Genomic DNA, 18822 nt, shown 5'->3' with positions numbered 1-18822 from the left:
ATGTTCTCAGGCAGTAACAGGTTGCAGACGACCGCCGGCCCGGCGATACAGATAAAGCGTCGCGCCCAGTGCGCACAGCGCGCCAATGCTCATCCAGTAACCCGGTGCGGCTTTGTCGCCGGTGTACTGGATCAGGAAGGTCGACATCGCTGGAGTGAATCCGCCGAACACGGCAGTGGCGAGGCTGTAAGCCAGGGAGAAACCGGCCACCCGCACTTCCACCGGCATGATTTCGGTCAGCGCCGGAATCATCGCGCCGTTGTACAGGCCGTAGATAAACGACAGCCACAACAGCGACAGCAGCATGTGGCTGAAGCTAGGCGCCTGCACCAGGTACGACAGCGCCGGATACGTGGTGGCCAGGGCCAGCAACGCCATGGCGATCAGCACCGGACGGCGGCCGACGCGATCGGACAATGCGCCGCCAATCGGCAGCCAGAAGAAGTTGGAAACACCCACCAGCAGCGTCACCAGCAACGCATCCGATGTGCTCAGGTGCAGCACGGTTTTGCCGAAGGTCGGTGCGTACACGGTGATCAAGTAAAACGCGGTGGTGGTCAGGGCGACCATCAGCATCCCGCCCAGTACCACGCCCCAGTTCTGACCGAGGGTGCGGAACACTTCCTTCATGCTCGGACGATGTTTGCGAGCAGCAAACTCTTCGGTTTCCGCGAGATTGCGCCGCAGAAAGAAGATGAACGGCACGATCATGCAGCCGACGAAAAACGGAATCCGCCAGCCCCAATCGGCGACGGCTTGCGGCGCCATCCACTGGTTCAAGCCATAACCCAGCGCAGCGGCGACGACGATGGCCACCTGCTGACTGGCCGACTGCCAGGCGGTGAAAAAGCCTTTGCGACCGGGCGTGGCGATCTCCGAGAGATACACCGAAACCCCGCCCAGTTCGGCACCGGCGGAGAAGCCTTGCAACAACCGCCCGACCAACACCAGCGCCGGGGCAAACAGGCCGATGGTTTCGTATCCGGGCACCAGCACAATCAAGATCGTGCCGCTGGCCATGATCGACAGGGTGACGATCAAACCTTTGCGCCGACCGACGTCATCGATGTACGCGCCGAGCACGATGGCTCCCAGCGGACGCATCAAAAAGCCTGCGCCGAACACCGCAAAAGTCATCATCAGGGACGCGAATTCGCTGCTCGCCGGAAAGAACACCGCCGCGATCTGCGTGGCGTAGAAGCCGAACAGAAAGAAGTCGAACTGTTCGAGGAAGTTACCCGAGGTCACCCGGAAAATGGCGCCGGCCCGCGAGCCGCCGTGTGGGATTGAGGCTGTCATAGAAAAGTACTCCACCGCTTTTATGACGTGCGCGACGGGGAGGCGGCGCACGGTTCTTATTGGGGCGGATAGTGGCGCGCAGGGATCGATTTGTTAATTGCATTGTTGGCATGGATTGATGTGTCAAGCGGATCAATGGCGTGCTATGGCAGCTCCTTGGTCGGCGCTGCCCGCACGGTTCTGGCTACCATCGAGTCTTGCGCAGGTGCGGCGATGTTCACAAAAATCCCGTCCCAGTCAGGGTCTATCCTGCGAATGCGTTCACGCAGATCCGGATGACCCGAGAGCAGATGAGAGCTTGTAGTGCCAGGGCCGAAAAACAGGTGGCTGAACTCGGCGGCGCGGGCGGCCTTGAGGGTCGAGCCCATTTTGTACCCGCCGATTTTCTTCAGTGCCCCGGCGATACTGTCGGGGTTGCGGGTGTATTGCACGGCGGTCGCATCGGCCAGGAATTCGCGTTGCCGGCTGACCGCAGCCTTGATCAGGTTGCCGAAGAACGTCCCGGAGAATCCGACAATGCACAGCGCGGTGCCAAACATGCTGACCAGAATGGTCGGCTGCTTACGATTGGCAGATGAGTGTGGTGTGTCCTCAAGACCGCGCAAGAGATGGTTTCCCGCCAACCCGATCACCATGATCCCGTGAACGATCGCGACCAGTTGAGTGTTCAGGCGCATGTCGCCGTTATAGATGTGGCTGAATTCGTGGGCGATAACGCCTTGCAGTTCATCGCGTGACAACAGGCTTATCGCACCTTGAGTGACGCCGATCACTGCATCCTGAGGGGTGAAACCGGCGGCAAATGCATTGATGCCCTGATCCGGCAACAGATACACGCAAGGAACGGCGGTGCCAGACGCCAAGGCCATTTCCTCCACTACGTTGACCAAGCGACGCTCTTCCAGAGTCCGCGCGTCATGGTTGATCAGACGACCACCCAAACGGCGCGCGACCACTTTTCCGCCCCCTGTCAGTTCGACGTATTTGAACAGTCCGCCGAGCAACACAACAGCCGTTACCAGCGCTGCAATGATCGCGAAAAACTGCCAGTTTTCCGCCAGATCCTCGAGCGTTTTGCCGTACGAGATCGGCAGAATCAGGAGCATGAAGGACACGAGAATCAAGCCGAGTACGGCGAGAAACATCAAGATCACGAGCTGCACCGAGCGACGTTTGGCCCGGCACTGTTGTTCAAAGAAATTCATCTGACCATCCGTGGACGTGGAGGCTGAATCAATCCGCGGTTGCCGCCATCTGATCTGGCACCGGTTTGCCCGCTGCGGCAGCCGTCGTAAAACTCCCGTCCCACTGCGGATCGATCCGACGAATCCGCACGCTCAGATCAGGGTGGGTCGCAAACATCCGGCTCAGCCAACCTGATCCGCCCGTGCTGAAAAACAGATGACTGAACTCGGCGGCACGTGGGGAGTTGATGATGGAGCCTTGTTTATGGGCGCCGATTTTTTTCAGGGCGCCGACAATGCTTTGCGGATTGCGCGTGTATTGCACCGCGCTCGCATCGGCGAGGAACTCACGCTGGCGACTGACAGCCGCCTTGATCAAATTCCCATAGAGATTTCCGATAAATCCGGCCACGCACAGTGCGAAACCGAGCGCAAAAACCACCAGCATCAACCGCACGTCGCGTTTGTCGCGCTTGAGCAGGCTGGCCATTATGTAAGTGCCAGCCAGCCCCAACACCAACAGGCCGTGCACCACTGCCACCAGTTGCGTGTTGAGGCGCATGTCACCGTTGAAGATGTGGCTGAATTCGTGAGCGATCACCCCTTGCAGTTCTTCCCGGGTCAGCAGCGTCACCGCGCCACGGGTCACACCAATGGCCGCGTCCTCCGGTGTAAATCCGGCCGCGAAGGCGTTGATGCTTTCGTCGGGTAACAGATACACCGCTGGCATGCAGGTGCCGGAGGCAATCGCCATTTCTTCGACGACGTTCATCAACCGTTGCTCGTCCAGGGTGTGCGCATTGCCGTTGAGCAGGCGGCCACCCAGTTTCTCCGCGACGACCTTGCCGCCCGCGCGCAATTGCCGATATTTCAGCAGACCGCCAATCACCACGATGCTGCTGATGAACGATGCGATAACGGCCATTGCCAGAAACGCGTCCGTCAGCGTGCCAGTGCCGCTCAGGTAATCCTCAAAACCATTGAAGACGAAGGGCAGGCTGGTTATCCCGATCAGCATGACAATCGCCAGAATCATCATGCACACCAGCCGTTGCGTCTGGTTTCGGGCCTGGGTTTGTCGTTCGAAAAAGTTCATCGAGCCATCCATGGAGAGAAGAAGTCAGAAAGAAACGTTGGGCGCGGTCTTGATGGCCAGCGTATCGGCAAACTTCAACGGAACCGCATCCTCGCGATGGCCAAAACTGGCCGCCAGCAGCACCGCCGGAAAGCTCTGCTTGAGCGTGTTGTAGGCCATCACCGCATCGTTGAACGCCTGCCGCGCGAAGCTCACCTTGTTTTCGGTGCTGCTCAGCTCTTCGCTCAGTTGTTGCATGTTCTGCGAGGCCTTGAGTTCCGGATAAGCCTCCAGCGTCAGGTTCAATCGACCCAGCGCGCTGCTGAGTGCGCTGTCCGCCAGCCCCAATTGCGCGATGTTCTGGGCGCTGCCCGGTTTCGCCTGTGCAGCTTCAAGTCCGGCCACGGCGGCATTGCGCGCGGCGATCACGGCTTCAAGGGTTTCGCGCTCATGGGCCAGATAACCCTTGGCGATGCTGACCAGATTGGGGATCAGGTCATAGCGGCGTTTGAGCTGCACTTCGACCTGGGCAAATGCGTTCTTGATCTCGTTGCGCCGGGCAACAAGTTTGTTGAAAAGACTGACAGCGTAGAGCCCCAGCAGCGCCAGCAACACCAGATTGACGATGAGATAGATTTTCACGGTGATGTCCTTGTTCACTCTGTGGGGGCGCGCGATCTTATCGCAAATGGATGCCGTTGACTGTATTCGCCCGGTGGCGGACGAGCCCGGATCGCGTTCCGGGGCGCGACTACAATCTCCGGTTCAGCATCATCAAAAAACAAGGAATGATTCCAGAACCCCGCAGTCGGAGTTCAGGTACCACAAATCTCAGGAGGTTCACCGATGAACAACAAGACCCTAATCGCCAGCCTGGCCCTCGTCGCCGGTATCGCCGGGATCAGCCCCCTCGTTCAAGCGGCGCAAACCTCGACCTCTACCGTCGAACATTCCCCCGTCGACGGCCGCGAACTGCAAGTCAACGACCGCGCCCCGGACATTTATCAGCGCAGCGAAAAAGCCCTGACCAACTGGAAACAGAAAGGCCTCAAGCAACCGGAGCCGCAGGCGCAGTGGGTGCAGATCAATGACAAGTACGTGATGGTGATGATTACCAACGGGACGATTGTGGCGATTCAGCCGGTGGAGAAATAGCGTCGGGCTCAATCAGCCCGGCCATGACTGAGCGTCTGCCCGCCGCCCAATCGATACTGATTGTTCCCGCTGCGCTTGGCCTCGTACATCGCCAGATCCGCAATGTGCAGCAAGCGATCCATGGTCGGTGCGTGGTCGGGGAAGACGGCGACGCCGAGGCTGGTGCCGATGTGGCGTTGTTCGTTGCCGATGGGGATTGGCGGGGACAGTTCGATGAAGATTTTCTGGCAGATGCTGCGCGCTTCGTCCTGCAGGTTCAGGCCGGGGGCGAGGCCTTGCAGGATGACTACGAATTCGTCGCCGCCGATACGTGCGACGGTGTCGCTGACCCGCAGGATGCGTTTCAGGCGCGTAGCGGTGGTGATCAGAACGCGGTCGCCGGCGGCGTGACCGTAGCGGTCGTTGATCGCTTTGAAGCCGTTGAGATCGATGAACACCAGCGCCACCCGCGTTTCGGTCACGCGGGCATGTTCGAGTGCTTCCGATAGCCGTTCCTCCAGCACCAGCCGATTCGGCAGGCCGGTCAGCGGGTCGAAATGAGCGAGGTGCTGGAGGTAGCTGGCCGAGGCCTTTTCTTCGGTGATATCGCGCACCACGCCCATCATCTTGATCACCGCGTCGTGATCGTTGCGCACCACATTGCCGGTTTCCCGCAGCCAGCGAATCGTGCCGTCGGGCCAGACCACGCGGTATTCCTCATCGTGGTTTTCACCGGTCTCCAGACAACGCAATTCCCCGGCGCGCACCCGGGCGCGGTCGTCGGGGTGTACGCAGGAGCAGAACAGGGCGTAGGAGGGCGTCACTTCGCCGATCTTGAAGCCGAACATGCCGAAGATCGCGTCCGACCAGTAGAGCCGGTCAGTGTCGACTTCCCAGTCCCACGTGCCGATCCGGGCGAAATACTGGCTGCGCTTGAAGCGGTCGGCGTCGCCATCCTGCCGGATGTTCTGGCCCTCGGCCGCGCGGGTGAGCAGTTCGCGATACTCGGCGAGTTGCTGACGAAGCTCGCGCACCCGGCGGATCAGAACGGCGATCACGACCATCAGCACAACGACAATGGCGAAGCTGATCCAGAGTTGAGTCATTCAAGCGTCGCTGTCATGGCGAATCGATCCGGGAGTGATGGCGTGTCGCTATCTTAATTCACGACCAATGCCGGAAACAGCGGCAACCTTGGGTCAAACGGTTGCCAATGGCCGGCATTTCTGGGAAAACGGCGGCCAGCGGAACAATAGAGCGAATGTTATGAATGATGAACTGCAGATAATCGATCTTCAGCCCGGTGACGGAAAAGCCGCCGTCAAAGGCGCGTTGATCACCACCCAATACACCGGTTGGCTGGAAGACGGCACCGAATTCGATTCGTCCTGGAGCCGGGGGAAGCCGTTTCAGTGTGTGATCGGTACGGGCCGGGTCATCAAGGGTTGGGATCAAGGGATCATGGGCATGCAGGTGGGCGGCAAGCGCAAGCTGCTGGTGCCGGCGCATCTGGGTTACGGCGAGCGGACGATGGGCAAGATTCCGCCGAATTCGAATCTGGTGTTCGAGATTGAGTTGCTTGAGGTTTTGACGCGGGAGGATTGATTGCCCGTTTCATCGCTGAAGTCATAAAACCCGCTGTCTCCCTTCACGGAGACAGCGGGTTTTTTCTTGCCTTGTGCGCAGGTTATTACGCAGCCATCGCCATCTCATCCAGCGTCGCGGCAACCGTGCCGGTCAGGCTTGGAAATCTGCGTTTTACGCTGGTGAGTGCCGGCAGCAGGCGGGTGCGGTCCAGTTCGCCATGGTCACGGGCGAGTTGGGCGAGGGCGGTGAGTGCAGCGCTGACGATGGATTTCCGTTCGCTCTCGAGCAGTAGCAGACAGGCTTTTTGGGCCCATTGGCTGTCTTTCTCGTTGAGGCCGATGGAGATCAGGGCGGCGACGATGTGTGCATCGGATTTGCTTTCCATGGGTGTTCCTCAGGTCGTGGCATCGAGAGTGTCCAGCGCCCGGTTCACAGCCAGTTCGCCACACATCACCACTTGGGCGATGCCCAGCACGGTGCTGCGGTAGGGCGGGTCCAGCAGCGCGGCGAAGTCGCTGAGCATCACGCTGGCCGAAGTCATCGATTCGCAGGCGTGGGCCAGCAGGGCATGTTGATCCAGGTCGGGGGCGACCAGGAACATGCGGCCGGGGCAGTGTTGTTTCGGGGCGGTGGGTTTCAGGTAATGGTCGAGGGCGCGCTCGGCGGCTTCGTGGAGTTTTTTTGAGTCTGTTGTGGAGTAAGGAGAGGTTGGGTCGGACTCGTTGGGTACGTCAGTTTCGGGTGGATCGGGAACGTATTTGAACATTTGCTGGGTAACCTCAAAATGAGGCTGACACGTTCTTGCGACTAAACAATAGGTGGCAGCTGTACGCAGGTTAGTCGACCAGTACCCAAGCATTACCGGCGCACCCGAAGGCGCCCTGCGCACAGCTACCATTGAGTACAGGCGTAGAGATACCTGACTGAATGACAGTTTGCGAACTTGAGAAAAAGCACCGAGCGACTAAACCCGTTCACTGACCATTCAGTGATGCGAATCAAGCTACTGGCAGGCCCCAAGCCGCACAAGCCGGCGGATTCTGGCGTAGTTGTAGGCAAAGGCGCAAGGCGATGTAGCCTCTCGGATGAGGGCAAAATGATGCTTCATTTTTCAGTCCGCCATCGCGAGCAAGCTCGCTCTCACAGGGTTGTGCGTTCTCTCAAATTCCCTGTGGGAGCGAGCTTGCTCGCGATGGCAAATGTTCATGCACCGACAATGCTGAACATCGGAATTCTCCCGTTCAGCGAAGGCCGGTAGTGCCACGCGAGTCTTCCCGGATCAATGTCGCGGGCGAGGATTTCGGTGAGCGTGGCGCTGGCGATCGTCATTGCCAGCATCTGCCCGGGACATTGATGCCGACCGCTGCCAAACGTGAAACTGCGGCGATTCGGGCGATCAGGCATGAAGCGATCCGGGTTTTCATTGAGTGCCGGGTCGCGATTGGCCGAAGCCAACAGCACTAGAATCACGTCGCCGGTTTCCAGCCGCACGCCGTCGATTTCACAGCTGTTTGCCACAAATCGGCGGGTGTTCTGTACCGATGGATCGAAGCGTTGGACTTCAGCCAACAACGAATCCACTGACGCGTTGCGTAATTCAGGCTGACGCTGCAACGCCACCAAAGCATTGCCGATAAGCCCGGCGGTGGCCTCGAACGTCTGCGAGCAGAGGCCGATCAGGTTGGCGAGCAGCACGTCCTCATCGCCGACGAATCGCTGTTGGATGTCGGCGAGAAACGGGTTCGGGTCCGCCAGCAACTCAATGAAGTACCCGCGCAATTGCTCCGCCGCCCGATGCGCTGCCGCCAGTTGCAGTTCATTGCTCAGCGGCGACAGGCACGCTGCGAAATCCGCCGTCATTTCACTGATGACCCGCGCCTGTGCCGGGGTGAATCCGAGCAGTGATGCAACCACGCACACCGGGCCGCGAAACATGGCTTTATAGAGGCCGTCGGCATCGTTCGTTATCAGCCGCGCGGACACCAGAGCGCCGACTTCTTCCCGATCAATCAACCCCAGCGGCGGCTCGATAGCCGAACGCGGGCAACGCTGAGCTTCGCTGTCATTCATACGCATCAAAAGGCCAAACACCTTGCCCGCCATTCCAGCGACGATAGCTTTGGGCACCGGTTCCTGCACCGGGCGCACCCGGCAATCCGGATGCGCCAGCACTGCGCAAACCGCCCGGGCGCTGCTGGCCACCCACAGTTTCAGCCCGTGATGAAAGGTCAGCCCGCCCGCCGCGCGCAGTTCGGCGTAGTAGGGGTAGGGATCGGCGTGAATCGCAGCGATGATCGGGTCCATGGATCGCAACCTTGTCGGTGGGGAAAGTGTTGCTACTATCTCCAGTCCTTGAGGGCGATGATTCGTCCGGGAGCGAAATATGCACGCAGAACATCAAGACATCGGCGTCTCGCAAGTGGCCGCCGCCATCGCGGAGCCGGCACGGACCAAAATGCTGTGCTCGCTGATGGACGGCCACGCCCGCACCGCCACAGAGCTTGCAACCCTCGCCGACGTCAGCGCCTCGACCGCCAGCGCGCACCTGGCCAAGCTCAAGGATTTAGCGCTGGTGCGCCTGCATGTGCAGGGCCGCCACCGTTATTACAGCCTCGCCGACAAACGCGTGGCTCAGGCGCTCGAAGCGTTGATGGTGATCGGCCAGAACCCCGCGCCGACCTTCAAACCGCACACGCCGGATCGCCTGCAATTCGCCCGCACCTGCTACGACCATATGGCCGGGACGCTCGCGGTGTTGTTGCATGACCGCCTGCTTGAGGCGGGATGGCTGGTGGAAACCGATGAGCAGGTTTATCGCCTCAGTGAAAGCGGGGAGGCGTTGTTTGAAGGGTTGGGCATTGAGGTCAAGGATCTGTCGACGATGCGCCGCCGCTTTGCCTGCCCTTGCCTGGACTGGAGCATGCGTCGGCCGCACTTGGGCGGTTCGCTCGGGGCCGCTTTTTTACAGACCGCGTTGAAGCGCAAATGGGTAACGCAGGATCTGGACAGTCGGGCGCTGACGTTGACGGTGCAAGGGCGCCGAGAATTGTCATCGCGCTGGGGTCTGGATTTGCCCGAGTCCGGGCGGGATTCGTCAGGTCGCCAGCTGACGGATTCCGCGCCCGGATCGCTGTATGCGCGTTAGCTCAAGGTGTATCCGCTATCGACCACCCAGTCCTGACCGATGACGCCGCGTGCGCCATTGCCCAGCTGGAAAAGAATGACGTCGGCCACTGCCGCAGGTTCGAGAAACTGCCCGCTCAAAAGACGTTTGTTGACGCCTTGGGCGACGTCCCCGAGCGCTTCGTCACTCAGGCCCAATGTCGACCAGATCGGCGTTGCGGTCGGGCCGGGGGAGACGCAATTGATGCGCACGCCATGGGGTGCCAGCTCGACCGCAAGGGTTCGGGCATGGGCGATCAATGCCGCTTTTGATGCGATGTAGGCGGCCAGTCCCGCGAAACTGATTTGGGCCAGAAAAGTACCGATGAACACCACCGAAGCGCTGTCTGCAAGGTGCGGGCGCAGGACGGCCAAGGTGTTCAGGGCACCGGCGCCGTTCACTGCCCATTGGCGACCGAATGTCGAGCTGTCGAGCCCGTCGGCCAGTTCCGCGATACCGGCGTTGGGCACCACGAAGCTTACCGGACCGATGTGTGCAGCTTGCTCGGCCAAGGAGGCAAGGTCAGAGGCTTGAGTGACATCGCCGGGATGCCAGACCAGTTGTTGCGGATACCGCTCAAGCAGTTCGGCCAGTGCGCCGAGTTTTCGCGACATGGCCAATACGCGCGCGCCTTGATCGAGCAGGCGTTCGGTAGCGGCCAGGCCTATGCCCGAACTGGCACCGGTGATGACGGCAAGCTTGCCCTGAAAAACATGATCCATGTTCGACTCCCGTTTTTGGTCTTCAGCCAAATGGCTACGGGAGACCAGTCAATTTTCGGGCCATGCTGGAGAACCTTTAATATCAAGGGCTGCGCAGGTTTGATAGTCATTATGACCTTTGTTACATCGAGTCAATCTGACTGCGCTTGAGTCAAATTGACCTGACTGCTGCGGCGCGACATTCCGACGAAGAGCGGCATTGCATCTTGTGTGAGCCAATCGCTGTCTATACTGTATATGCGAACAGTATCGAGTCCGTGCCATGCAAATCATCGACAAGCTCAGCATCCTCGCCGACGCCGCCAAGTACGACGCCTCCTGCGCCAGCAGCGGCGCGCCCAAGCGCAGCTCCGAGGGCAAAAGCGGGCTGGGATCGACCGATGGCATGGGCATTTGCCACAGCTACACGCCGGACGGCCGTTGCGTGTCACTGCTCAAGGTCCTGCTGACCAATTTCTGCCTCTACGACTGCCAATACTGCGTCAACCGCCGCTCCAGCGACGTGCCGCGTGCGCGTTTCACGCCCGAGGAAGTGGTGACGCTGACGCTGGATTTCTACCGGCGCAATTGCGTCAGCGGGTTGTTCCTCAGTTCGGGGATCATCCGTTCGGCGGACTACACCATGGAGCAACTGGTGCGTGTCGCGAAGCTGTTACGCGAAGAGCATGAATTCCGTGGCTACATTCACCTCAAGACCATTCCCGATGCGGATCCTGCGCTGATCGAAGAGGCCGGACGTTATGCCGATCGTTTGAGCGTCAACATCGAATTGCCCACCGATGCCAGCCTGCAAACCCTGGCGCCGGAGAAGCACATCGGTTCGATCAAGCAGGCGATGAACACCATCTACACCGGTGTGCAGACCGTGCTCAACGAACCCCGCGCACCAAAGTTCGCCCCGGCCGGGCAGAGTACGCAGATGATTGTGGGTGCCGATGACACCGACGACAGCACCATCCTGCACAGCGCGCAGGCGCTTTACGGCAACTTCCGTCTGCGCCGGGTCTATTACTCGGCCTTCAGCCCGATTCCCGACAGCCCGAAAAGCGTGCCGCTGGCCGCACCACCACTGATGCGCGAGCACCGCTTGTATCAGGCGGATTTTCTGTTGCGCGGTTATGGCTATACCGCTGGTGAATTGCTTCAGGGGCCGGGCAATCTGGCGCTGGACATCGACCCGAAACTGGCCTGGGCGCTGCAGAATCGTGAGGTGTTTCCGCTGGACCTCAATCGCGCTGAACCGGCGCTGATCTCACGTATCCCCGGCATCGGCCTGCGCACCACCGAACGTTTGGTGGAGCTGCGTCGGCAGCGGCGCATTCGCTACGAGGACGTGGCCCGCATGCGCTGTGTGCTGGCCAAGGCCAAGCCGTTCATCATCACCAGCGATTACCACCCGCAGCAGGCCGAGGTCACCAGCCAGATGCTCTATCAGCAGTTGCGCGACCGGCCGATGCCACAGCAGATGGGGCTGTGGGGATGATCAATCTCGATTGCGACGACCTGTTCGACAGCTGGCGCCAACAGGCGCGCTGGCTGCTCAGCCATGAAGTCGATCCGAGTCTGGTGAGCTGGGCGTCGGAAGGGGTGAGTGATCTGTTTGCCAGTGATGTGTCGGTGCCCGAAGGGCAGGGGCCGTTTCAGGCGCGCATCCCGCGTGCGTTGCTCGACACCCTGGAACAAGCGTCGCGATACCGAGGCGATCAGCGCTGGAGTCTGCTGTATGAAGTGCTGTGGCGAGTCAGCCATGGCGATCGCACGGCAATGATGGCCGGCGACAGACTGGGCAGCGAGTTGCAGCGGCGGATCAAGCAGGTGCAGCGCGAAGCACATCATCTGCATGCGTTCGTGCGTTTCATCGAGCGCCCGCCAGAGTTGCCGGGCCCGCAATACGTCGCGTGGCACGAACCGGCCCACGACATCCTGCACAGCGCCAGCGAACACTTCATCGGGCGCATGGGTCGGCATCGCTGGCTGATCGCTACGCCCCGCGACGGGGTTTATTACGATGGCGAGCAATTGATCCATCAGCGTCAGTGCCCGGTGGAATGGCAGCAACTGGCGCAGAACGTCGATGATCCCCACGGTGATTTATGGCTGACGTACTACAGCCACATCTTCAACCCGGCGCGTTTGAACGAGAAAGTCATGCAAGGGCATTTGCCGACGCGGTTCTGGAAGAACCTGCCGGAGGGGGAACTGATTCCCGGATTGATTACCCAGGCACGAATGGGCAAGCAGCAGAACGGGCAGGCGAGCGGGATTGCCAGTCGTGCGGGCAAGCGGATTGCCATGAAGGCCAGTGATCGAGGCGAATAAAAAAGCCCCCATCGATTTCTCGATGGGGGCTTTTGTATTTCTGGTGTCTCGTCCTGAATAAGGTTTACACCTTCTGGCTTCTTATCAGGAGTGTGCAATGGATTCGGGCGCAAAACGCAGTCAACGCGATTACACGCTGACTTTTAAATTGTCGGTTGTCGACCAAGTCGAAAAAGGCGAGTTGAGTTATAAAGAGGCTCAACGGCGCTACGGAATTCAGGGTCGATCGACGGTGTTGGTTTGGTTACGCAAGCATGGTCGGCAAGACTGGAGCCAAGGCGCCTCCATTCGTTCCCAAAGGACCCGACCGATGGACGAGCCCACTTTGCCCTTAACACCCGAGCAGAGAATCAAAGAACTTGAGGAGCAGTTGGCGCTGGCGAATCAGAAAGCTAAGTTTTTTGAAGACGTGGTGGATGTACTGAAGAACGACTACGGCGTCTCTGTCGTAAAAAAGCGGCCCGGCAAGTCGTTGCGCAAACCCAAACCCTGAGTGTCAGCAGGGCTTGCCAGTTTATGGGGATCAGTCGCCAAGCCTTTTACAAACGTAATCGCGTCTATCGGGCTCGCATCGAGCAAGATCAGAAACTCATCCAGTTTGTGCAGACAATCCGAGTACGCCAACCCTGCATTGGCGCCCGCAAATTGCACTCGTTGATGCACGCGGAGCGTGAGAAACAGGAGCTGCATGTCGGCCGCGATCGGTTATTGGCGGTCTTGCGTGATTACCGCCAACTGGTCCGCAGGAAGCGGGCTTATCACAAAACGACCGACAGTCATCATCACTTCCGCTGCCATCCCAATCTGCTCAAACCAGGCCCGTCGCAAGTTGTCGCTACCGGTCCGGAACAGGTTTGGGTGGCCGATATCACTTATCTGTCCACCAAACGTGATGATCCGGTCTATTTGAGTCTGGTGACGGATGCCTTCTCAAGAAAGATCGTCGGCTATCACGTGCATGGCAGCTTGCATGCCGACTCAGTGGCTCAAGCCTTGCGTATGGCCTTGAAGACGCGTCGAACACGCCAGAAACTGGTTCATCACTCGGATCGAGGTGTGCAGTACTGCTCGGCGCTATATCAAAAGCTCCATGTCAAACATGGCATCACGTGCTCAATGACTGATGGCTACGACTGCTACCAAAACGCCTTGGCAGAGCGAGTCAATGGCATCTTGAAGACAGAGCTCTTGCTCCACCGACCGACAGACTTGGCGCAAGCGGAGCAAATGGTGCGGGAGGCGATCTTGATCTACAACCAGGAGCGCCCGCACCTGTCCTTAAAATACAAAACGCCCGATGCGGTGCATCGGGCGTTAGGGTGAAACAGGTGTAAACCTATTTCAGGACTAGACATGGTCGTCAGATCAAACCTTGACGATCCAGCCTGCAGGCGCTTCAACGTCGCCGGTTTGCACGCCAGTCAGCTCTTTGTAGAGCTTCTGGGTCACAGGGCCGACTTCGGTTTCGCTGTGGAACACGTGCAGGTGGTCGTTGTAGCTGATGCCGCCGATCGGGGTGATCACCGCAGCGGTACCGCAAGCACCGGCCTCTTTGAAGTCCGACAGCTTGTCGATGAACACGTCGCCTTCGACCACTTCCAGGCCCAGACGGGACTTGGCCAGTTCGATCAGCGACAGACGGGTGATGCCCGGCAGTACCGACGGCGAGTTCGGGGTCACGAACTTGTTGTCGTGGGTGATCCCGAAGAAGTTGGCCGAACCGACTTCCTCGATTTTTTTGTGGGTCAGCGGATCCAGGTAGATGGCGTCAGCGAAGTGCGCTTTCTTGGCCTGGGAGCCCGGCATCAGGCTGGCGGCGTAGTTGCCACCGACCTTGGCGGCACCGGTGCCTTGTGGCGCGGCGCGGTCGAAGGTGGAGATCTGGAAGTTGTGCGGGGTCAGGCCGCCCTTGAAGTAGGCGCCAACCGGGATCGCGAATACCGAGAAGATGAACTCCGGTGCGGTACGCACGCCGATGTTGTCACCTACGCCGATCACGAACGGGCGCAGGTACAGCGCGCCACCGGTGCCGTAAGGCGGGATGAAGCGCTCGTTGGCGCGAACCACGTCCTTGCACGCTTCGATGAACTGCTCGGTGGACACATGCGGCATCAGCAGGCGGGCGCAGCTGCGTTGCATGCGCGCGGCGTTCTGGTCCGGACGGAACAGGTTGATCGAGCCGTCCTTGCAACGATAGGCCTTCAGGCCCTCGAAGCATTGCTGGCCATAGTGAAGGGCAGTGGAGCCTTCGCTGATGTGCAGCACGTTGTCTTCGGTCAGGGTGCCTTTGTCCCACTCGCCATTGCGAAAGTACGACAGATAGCGTTTGTCGGTCTTGATGTAGTCAAAACCCAGCTTGTCCCAGTTGATGCTTTCGTTACCCATGACACCCTCTATCACTGAACAACCGCCGAAGCGGTTCAAGGCTTCTGACGTTTTTTTGGATGGGCACAACAATACTTCATTCTTGAGCGGTTTCGCAGCCCGAAATCTCAGCCTTTGATCGTTCCCACGCTCTGCGTGGGAATGCAGTCCGGGACGCTCTGCGTCCCAACAGCCGAACGCGGAGCGTCCGTGGAGGCATTCCCACGCGGAGCGTGGGAACGATCTGCGACCGAGAGTTACAGGTGCAACGCGTGCCCAAGCGCACGCAACGCCGCTTCCTGCACCGCTTCACCCAGGGTCGGGTGCGCGTGGATGGTGCCGCCGATGTCTTCCAGTCGCGCACCCATTTCCAGGCTTTGCGCGAACGCAGTCGACAGCTCAGACACCCCGACACCCACCGCCTGCCAGCCGACAATCACATGATTGTCCCGACGAGCGACTACCCGCACGAAGCCGGTTTTCGATTCCAGCGTCATCGCCCGGCCATTGGCCGCGAAAGGGAAGTTCGACACGATGCAGTCAAGTCCCGCCGCCTTGGCTTCATCCGGCGTCTTGCCGACGACCACCAGTTCCGGGTCGGTGAAGCACACCGCAGCGATGGCGGTCGGGTTGAATTCGCGGGTCTTGCCGCTGATCAGCTCGGCGACCATCTCGCCCTGAGCCATGGCGCGGTGGGCCAGCATCGGTTCGCCGCTCAGGTCGCCGATGGCGTAGACGTTGCGCATGCTGGTCTGGCAGCGGCTGTCGATCTTGATCGCCGAGCCGTTCATGTCCAGGTTCAGCGCTTCGAGGTTCCAGCCCTGAGTGTTGGGTTTGCGACCGACGGCCACCAGCACCTGATCGGTTTCCAGGTTCAGGGTGTCGCCGTTCGGATCGCGCACCTGCAACGTACCGTCGAAGCCCAATACGCTGTGCTTCAGGTACAACTTCACGCCCAGTTGCTTTAGCGCATCGTGCACCGGTTGGGTGAGTTCGGCGTCGTAGGCCGGCAGGATCCGATCCTGCGCCTCGACCACGCTGACCTCGGCGCCGAGCTTTCGGTAGGCAATGCCCAGCTCCAGACCGATGTAACCACCGCCGACCACGATCAGACGTTTCGGTACCGACTTTGGCGCCAGCGCTTCAGTGGACGAAATGATCGGCCCGCCAATCGGCAGGATCGACAGGTTGACGCTTTTCGAACCGGTGGCCAGCACCAGGTGTTCGCACTGGATGCGGGTGTCGCCGACTTCCACGGTCTTGCCGTCGATGACCTTGGCCCAGCCATTGATGACCTGAACCTTGTGCTTCTTCAGCAACGCGGCGACGCCGGTGGTCAGGCGATCGACGATACCGTCCTTCCATTCGACGCTTTTGGTGATGTCGATGGTCGGCGCCGAAACGCTGATGCCCAGTGCCGAATGCTGGTTGTGGTGTTGAGTCTGGTGAAACTGTTCGGCCACATGAATCAGCGCTTTCGACGGAATGCAGCCGATGTTCAGGCAGGTGCCGCCCAGCGATTCGCCCTCGACCAGAATGGTCGAAATGCCCAGTTGCCCGGCGCGAATGGCCGTCACGTAACCGCCGGGGCCGCCGCCGATGATCAGCAGCGTGGTGTTCAGAGATTGCATGCCATCACTCCACAAACAGGGTCGCGGGTTGTTCGAGCAGACCACGAATGGCCTGGATGAAGAGCGCCGCGTCCATGCCGTCGACCACGCGGTGATCGAAGGAGCTGGAGAGGTTCATCATCTTGCGGATCACCACCTGGCCTTTGACGACCATCGGGCGTTCGACGATTTTGTTGACGCCGACGATCGCCACTTCCGGCAGGTTCAGCACCGGGGTGCTGACGATGCCGCCAAGGGCGCCGAGGCTGGTCAGGGTGATGGTCGAGCCGGACAGTTCATCGCGGCTGGCCTTGCCATTGCGGGCAGCGTTGGCCAGGCGGGAGATTTCTGCCGCGCTGTCCCACAGGCTGCGCGCTTCGGCGTGACGCACCACCGGCACCATCAGGCCGACATCGCTTTGGGTAGCGACGCCGACATGCACCGCGCCGAGGCGGGTGATGACCTGGGCTTCGTCGTCGTAACGGGCGTTCATTTGCGGGAAGTCGCGCAGGGCGACGACCAACGCGCGCACCAGGAACGGCAGCAAGGTGAGCTTGCCACGGCTCGCACCGTGTTTTTCATTCAGGTGGGCACGCAGTTCTTCAATCGCGGTGACGTCGATTTCTTCGACATAACTGAAGTGCGCGGCACGCTGAGTGGCGTCCTGCATGCGCTGGGCAATCTTGCGGCGCATGCCGATCACTTGAATCTGTTCTTCATCGTTGCGCTGAGCGTACGCGGCAGCGACCGGCGCCGAAGCGTTCGATTGACCCTGCGCCAGATAAGCCTCGAGGTCTTCGTGCAACACGCGACCGGCCGGGCCGGAGCCGCGCACCAAACGCAATTGAATGCCCAGGTCCAGCGCATGCTTGCGCACGGCCGGTGAGGCCAGCGGGCGCTCATCGGCTTCGCGGGCAACCATCGGGCCCTGGCAAACGGCAGCCGCCGGACGCGGTGCGGCGGCAGCAGGTTTGCTTTCAACGTCAGCTTCAACTTTGGGGGCGACTGGAGTTTCTTTCGCCGCAACAGGCGCCGGTTTGTCCGACTCCTTCAGATTGCCTGCACCTTCAACCTCGATGCTGATCAGAATACTGCCGACCGCCATCACTTCACCCGGCTGACCGCCGAGTGCAATCACCTTGCCGTGGACTGGCGACGGAATGTCGACCATCGCCTTGTCGGTCATCACATCCGCCAGCACCTGATCTTCAACGACCAGATCGCCGACCTTTACGTGCCACTGCGACAGTTCTACTTCTGCGATGCCTTCGCCGATGTCCGGCATCTTGATAACGTGCGTGCCCATTCAGACCTCCATGACCCGTTTCAGCGCCGCGCCCACTCGGGACGGCCCAGGGAAATACGCCCACTCCTGCGCGTGCGGGTAGGGGGTGTCCCAACCGGTGACGCGTTCGATCGGCGCTTCCAGGTGATGGAAGCAATGCTCTTGCACCAGCGACACCAGTTCGGCGCCGAAACCGCAGGTGCGGGTGGCTTCGTGAACCACGACGCAACGGCCGGTTTTCTTCACGGATTTGACGATGGTTTCCAGGTCCAGCGGCCACAGGCTGCGCAGGTCGATGACTTCAGCGTCAACGCCGCTTTCTTCGGCGGCGACTTGCGACACGTAAACGGTGGTGCCGTAGGTCAGGACGGTCACGTCCTTGCCCGGACGGGTGATCGCGGCAACGTCCAGCGGCACGGTGTAGTAACCGTCCGGAACTTGCGCGGCCGGGTGTTTCGACCACGGGGTTACCGGGCGGTCGTGGTGGCCGTCGAACGGGCCGTTGTACAGGCGTTTTGGCTCAAGGAAGATCACCGGGTCATCGTTTTCGATGGAGGCGATCAGCAGGCCTTTGGCGTCATACGGGTTGGACGGCATGACGGTGCGCAGACCGCAGACCTGAGTGAACATCGCCTCGATGCTCTGGCTGTGGGTCTGGCCGCCGTAGATGCCGCCGCCGCAAGGCATGCGCAGGGTCATCGGCGCGGTGAACTCGCCGGCCGAGCGATAACGCAGACGGGCGGCCTCGGAAATGATCTGGTCGGACGCCGGGTACACGTAGTCCGCGAACTGGATTTCAGCGACCGGGCGCAAGCCATAAGCGCCCATGCCCACCGCGACGCCGACGATACCGCTCTCGGAAATCGGCGCATCGAACACCCGCGAGGTGCCGTACTTGGTCTGCAGGCCTTCGGTGCAACGGAACACGCCGCCGAAGTAACCGACGTCCTGACCGAACACCACAACGTTGTCGTCACGCTCAAGCATCACATCCATGGCCGAGCGCAGGGCCTGGATCATGGTCATGGTGGTCGTGGTCATGGCGGTTTCCAACTGAATATTGTTGTTGTGATCGTTCAT

19 protein-coding genes are annotated in these 18822 nt (G+C 60.1%); 6 read left to right on the top strand and 13 right to left on the bottom strand.

The features are described 5' to 3' along the window. Nucleotides 1–6: 6 nt before the first annotated feature. The 4 genes from LOY31_RS17905 to LOY31_RS17890 all read right to left on the bottom strand — a co-directional run bounded on the left by LOY31_RS17905 (nucleotide 7) and on the right by LOY31_RS17890 (nucleotide 4200). Entirely contained in the window at nucleotides 7–1299 is a 1293-nt protein-coding gene (locus tag LOY31_RS17905; protein ID WP_258711969.1) for an MFS transporter, read from the bottom strand. A gap of 143 nt (nucleotides 1300–1442) precedes the next feature. After that, nucleotides 1443–2504, bottom strand: a complete 1062-nt coding sequence (locus LOY31_RS17900) for a M48 family metallopeptidase (RefSeq protein ID WP_258711968.1) — start codon at nucleotides 2502–2504, stop codon at nucleotides 1443–1445. A 28-nt stretch (nucleotides 2505–2532) separates the two neighbouring features. Further along, nucleotides 2533–3579, bottom strand: coding sequence for a M48 family metallopeptidase (locus LOY31_RS17895; RefSeq protein ID WP_258711967.1), 1047 nt, complete (start codon nucleotides 3577–3579; stop codon nucleotides 2533–2535). Between the two features lie 24 nt (nucleotides 3580–3603). Next, the gene (locus LOY31_RS17890; RefSeq protein WP_258711966.1) at nucleotides 3604–4200 is read right to left on the bottom strand and encodes a LemA family protein; all 597 of its coding nucleotides are present in this window, start codon (nucleotides 4198–4200) and stop codon (nucleotides 3604–3606) included. Nucleotides 4201–4404: 204 nt separating this feature from the next. On the opposite strand from LOY31_RS17890, the gene LOY31_RS17885 reads away from it, so the two are divergent. Continuing rightward, nucleotides 4405–4713: an RcnB family protein gene (locus tag LOY31_RS17885; protein WP_007952935.1), complete on the top strand. Its 309-nt coding sequence runs from the start codon at nucleotides 4405–4407 to the stop codon at nucleotides 4711–4713. A gap of 8 nt (nucleotides 4714–4721) precedes the next feature. On the opposite strand, the gene LOY31_RS17880 is transcribed toward LOY31_RS17885, so the two are convergent. Then, nucleotides 4722–5798, bottom strand: coding sequence for a sensor domain-containing diguanylate cyclase (locus LOY31_RS17880; RefSeq protein ID WP_258711965.1), 1077 nt, complete (start codon nucleotides 5796–5798; stop codon nucleotides 4722–4724). 160 nt (nucleotides 5799–5958) lie between these two features. On the opposite strand from LOY31_RS17880, the gene LOY31_RS17875 reads away from it, so the two are divergent. Then, nucleotides 5959–6297 carry an FKBP-type peptidyl-prolyl cis-trans isomerase gene (locus LOY31_RS17875; protein WP_007952931.1) on the top strand — a complete coding sequence of 113 codons (339 nt, stop codon included), beginning with the start codon at nucleotides 5959–5961 and terminating at the stop codon, nucleotides 6295–6297. An 85-nt stretch (nucleotides 6298–6382) separates the two neighbouring features. Here LOY31_RS17875 and LOY31_RS17870 read toward each other — a convergent pair whose 3' ends face one another. From LOY31_RS17870 to LOY31_RS17860, 3 genes are all read right to left on the bottom strand, one after another. Next, nucleotides 6383–6664, bottom strand: a complete 282-nt coding sequence (locus LOY31_RS17870; protein WP_258711964.1) for a hypothetical protein — start codon at nucleotides 6662–6664, stop codon at nucleotides 6383–6385. A gap of 9 nt (nucleotides 6665–6673) precedes the next feature. Beyond that, the gene (locus LOY31_RS17865; RefSeq protein ID WP_127798595.1) at nucleotides 6674–7045 is read right to left on the bottom strand and encodes a DUF6124 family protein; all 372 of its coding nucleotides are present in this window, start codon (nucleotides 7043–7045) and stop codon (nucleotides 6674–6676) included. A gap of 437 nt (nucleotides 7046–7482) precedes the next feature. Continuing rightward, nucleotides 7483–8583, bottom strand: coding sequence for a cytochrome P450 (locus tag LOY31_RS17860; protein ID WP_085602675.1), 1101 nt, complete (start codon nucleotides 8581–8583; stop codon nucleotides 7483–7485). Between the two features lie 79 nt (nucleotides 8584–8662). Here LOY31_RS17860 and LOY31_RS17855 point away from each other — a divergent pair, with 79 nt between their 5' ends. Next, entirely contained in the window at nucleotides 8663–9424 is a 762-nt protein-coding gene (locus LOY31_RS17855) for a helix-turn-helix transcriptional regulator (protein WP_258711963.1), read from the top strand. Here the strand turns inward: LOY31_RS17855 and LOY31_RS17850 are convergent. Further along, nucleotides 9421–10164, bottom strand: coding sequence for an SDR family NAD(P)-dependent oxidoreductase (locus tag LOY31_RS17850; protein ID WP_258711962.1), 744 nt, complete (start codon nucleotides 10162–10164; stop codon nucleotides 9421–9423). The two genes, LOY31_RS17855 and LOY31_RS17850, sit on opposite strands and share 4 nt — an antisense overlap. Before the next feature lie 262 nt (nucleotides 10165–10426). Between LOY31_RS17850 and LOY31_RS17845 the strand changes: the two genes are divergently transcribed. The 3 genes from LOY31_RS17845 (at nucleotide 10427) to LOY31_RS17835 (ending at nucleotide 13806) form a co-directional block, all read left to right on the top strand. Continuing rightward, complete coding sequence (locus LOY31_RS17845) at nucleotides 10427–11647, top strand: putative DNA modification/repair radical SAM protein (RefSeq protein WP_064597572.1); 1221 nt, start codon at nucleotides 10427–10429, stop codon at nucleotides 11645–11647. Beyond that, on the top strand, nucleotides 11644–12483 hold the full coding sequence (locus tag LOY31_RS17840) for a TIGR03915 family putative DNA repair protein (RefSeq protein ID WP_221533752.1): 840 nt from the start codon (nucleotides 11644–11646) through the stop codon (nucleotides 12481–12483). Before LOY31_RS17845 ends, LOY31_RS17840 begins: the two co-directional genes overlap by 4 nt. Before the next feature lie 97 nt (nucleotides 12484–12580). After that, nucleotides 12581–13806 (top strand): IS3 family transposase gene (locus tag LOY31_RS17835; RefSeq protein ID WP_408980453.1). Its coding sequence is split into 2 segments (ribosomal slippage): nucleotides 12581–12932 and nucleotides 12932–13806, totalling 1227 coding nucleotides; the frame shifts between segments, so codons are not numbered across the junction. Between the two features lie 42 nt (nucleotides 13807–13848). Here LOY31_RS17835 and LOY31_RS17830 read toward each other — a convergent pair. The 4 genes from LOY31_RS17830 to LOY31_RS17815 form a co-directional block, all read right to left on the bottom strand. Next, nucleotides 13849–14868: a branched-chain amino acid aminotransferase gene (locus LOY31_RS17830; RefSeq protein ID WP_085602685.1), complete on the bottom strand. Its 1020-nt coding sequence runs from the start codon at nucleotides 14866–14868 to the stop codon at nucleotides 13849–13851. Between the two features lie 236 nt (nucleotides 14869–15104). Next, nucleotides 15105–16478 (bottom strand): dihydrolipoyl dehydrogenase, encoded by a 1374-nt coding sequence (lpdA, locus tag LOY31_RS17825; protein WP_221535598.1) that lies wholly within the window; start codon nucleotides 16476–16478, stop codon nucleotides 15105–15107. A gap of 4 nt (nucleotides 16479–16482) precedes the next feature. Continuing rightward, complete coding sequence (locus LOY31_RS17820) at nucleotides 16483–17763, bottom strand: dihydrolipoamide acetyltransferase family protein (RefSeq protein WP_258711961.1); 1281 nt, start codon at nucleotides 17761–17763, stop codon at nucleotides 16483–16485. Next, a complete protein-coding gene (locus LOY31_RS17815) occupies nucleotides 17764–18822 on the bottom strand; it encodes an alpha-ketoacid dehydrogenase subunit beta (protein WP_007952909.1) in 1059 nt (352 codons plus the stop codon). It abuts the gene before it with no gap.

It is taken from the genome of Pseudomonas sp. B21-021, assembly GCF_024749205.1.
Taxonomy (GTDB): domain Bacteria; phylum Pseudomonadota; class Gammaproteobacteria; order Pseudomonadales; family Pseudomonadaceae; genus Aquipseudomonas; species Aquipseudomonas paraglycinae.
Note: the sequence above shows the minus strand (reverse complement) of the source record. Positions and strands in the feature narration are given on the sequence as shown.

Bases quoted from the DNA above. Each gene is read 5' to 3' on its own strand.
- LOY31_RS17905 (WP_258711969.1), bottom strand. From the start codon at position 1,299: ATGACAGCCTCAATCCCACACGGCGGCTCGCGGGCCGGCGCCATTTTC.
- LOY31_RS17900 (WP_258711968.1), bottom strand. From the start codon at position 2,504: ATGAATTTCTTTGAACAACAGTGCCGGGCCAAACGTCGCTCGGTGCAG.
- LOY31_RS17895 (WP_258711967.1), bottom strand. From the start codon at position 3,579: ATGAACTTTTTCGAACGACAAACCCAGGCCCGAAACCAGACGCAACGG.
- LOY31_RS17885 (WP_007952935.1), top strand. From the start codon at position 4,405: ATGAACAACAAGACCCTAATCGCCAGCCTGGCCCTCGTCGCCGGTATC.
- LOY31_RS17880 (WP_258711965.1), bottom strand. From the start codon at position 5,798: ATGACTCAACTCTGGATCAGCTTCGCCATTGTCGTTGTGCTGATGGTC.
- LOY31_RS17875 (WP_007952931.1), top strand. From the start codon at position 5,959: ATGAATGATGAACTGCAGATAATCGATCTTCAGCCCGGTGACGGAAAA.
- LOY31_RS17870 (WP_258711964.1), bottom strand. From the start codon at position 6,664: ATGGAAAGCAAATCCGATGCACACATCGTCGCCGCCCTGATCTCCATC.
- LOY31_RS17865 (WP_127798595.1), bottom strand. From the start codon at position 7,045: ATGTTCAAATACGTTCCCGATCCACCCGAAACTGACGTACCCAACGAG.
- LOY31_RS17860 (WP_085602675.1), bottom strand. From the start codon at position 8,583: ATGGACCCGATCATCGCTGCGATTCACGCCGATCCCTACCCCTACTAC.
- LOY31_RS17855 (WP_258711963.1), top strand. From the start codon at position 8,663: ATGCACGCAGAACATCAAGACATCGGCGTCTCGCAAGTGGCCGCCGCC.
- LOY31_RS17850 (WP_258711962.1), bottom strand. From the start codon at position 10,164: ATGGATCATGTTTTTCAGGGCAAGCTTGCCGTCATCACCGGTGCCAGT.
- LOY31_RS17845 (WP_064597572.1), top strand. From the start codon at position 10,427: ATGCAAATCATCGACAAGCTCAGCATCCTCGCCGACGCCGCCAAGTAC.
- LOY31_RS17840 (WP_221533752.1), top strand. From the start codon at position 11,644: ATGATCAATCTCGATTGCGACGACCTGTTCGACAGCTGGCGCCAACAG.
- LOY31_RS17830 (WP_085602685.1), bottom strand. From the start codon at position 14,868: ATGGGTAACGAAAGCATCAACTGGGACAAGCTGGGTTTTGACTACATC.
- lpdA (WP_221535598.1), bottom strand. From the start codon at position 16,478: ATGCAATCTCTGAACACCACGCTGCTGATCATCGGCGGCGGCCCCGGC.
- LOY31_RS17820 (WP_258711961.1), bottom strand. From the start codon at position 17,763: ATGGGCACGCACGTTATCAAGATGCCGGACATCGGCGAAGGCATCGCA.
- LOY31_RS17815 (WP_007952909.1), bottom strand. From the start codon at position 18,822: ATGAACGATCACAACAACAATATTCAGTTGGAAACCGCCATGACCACG.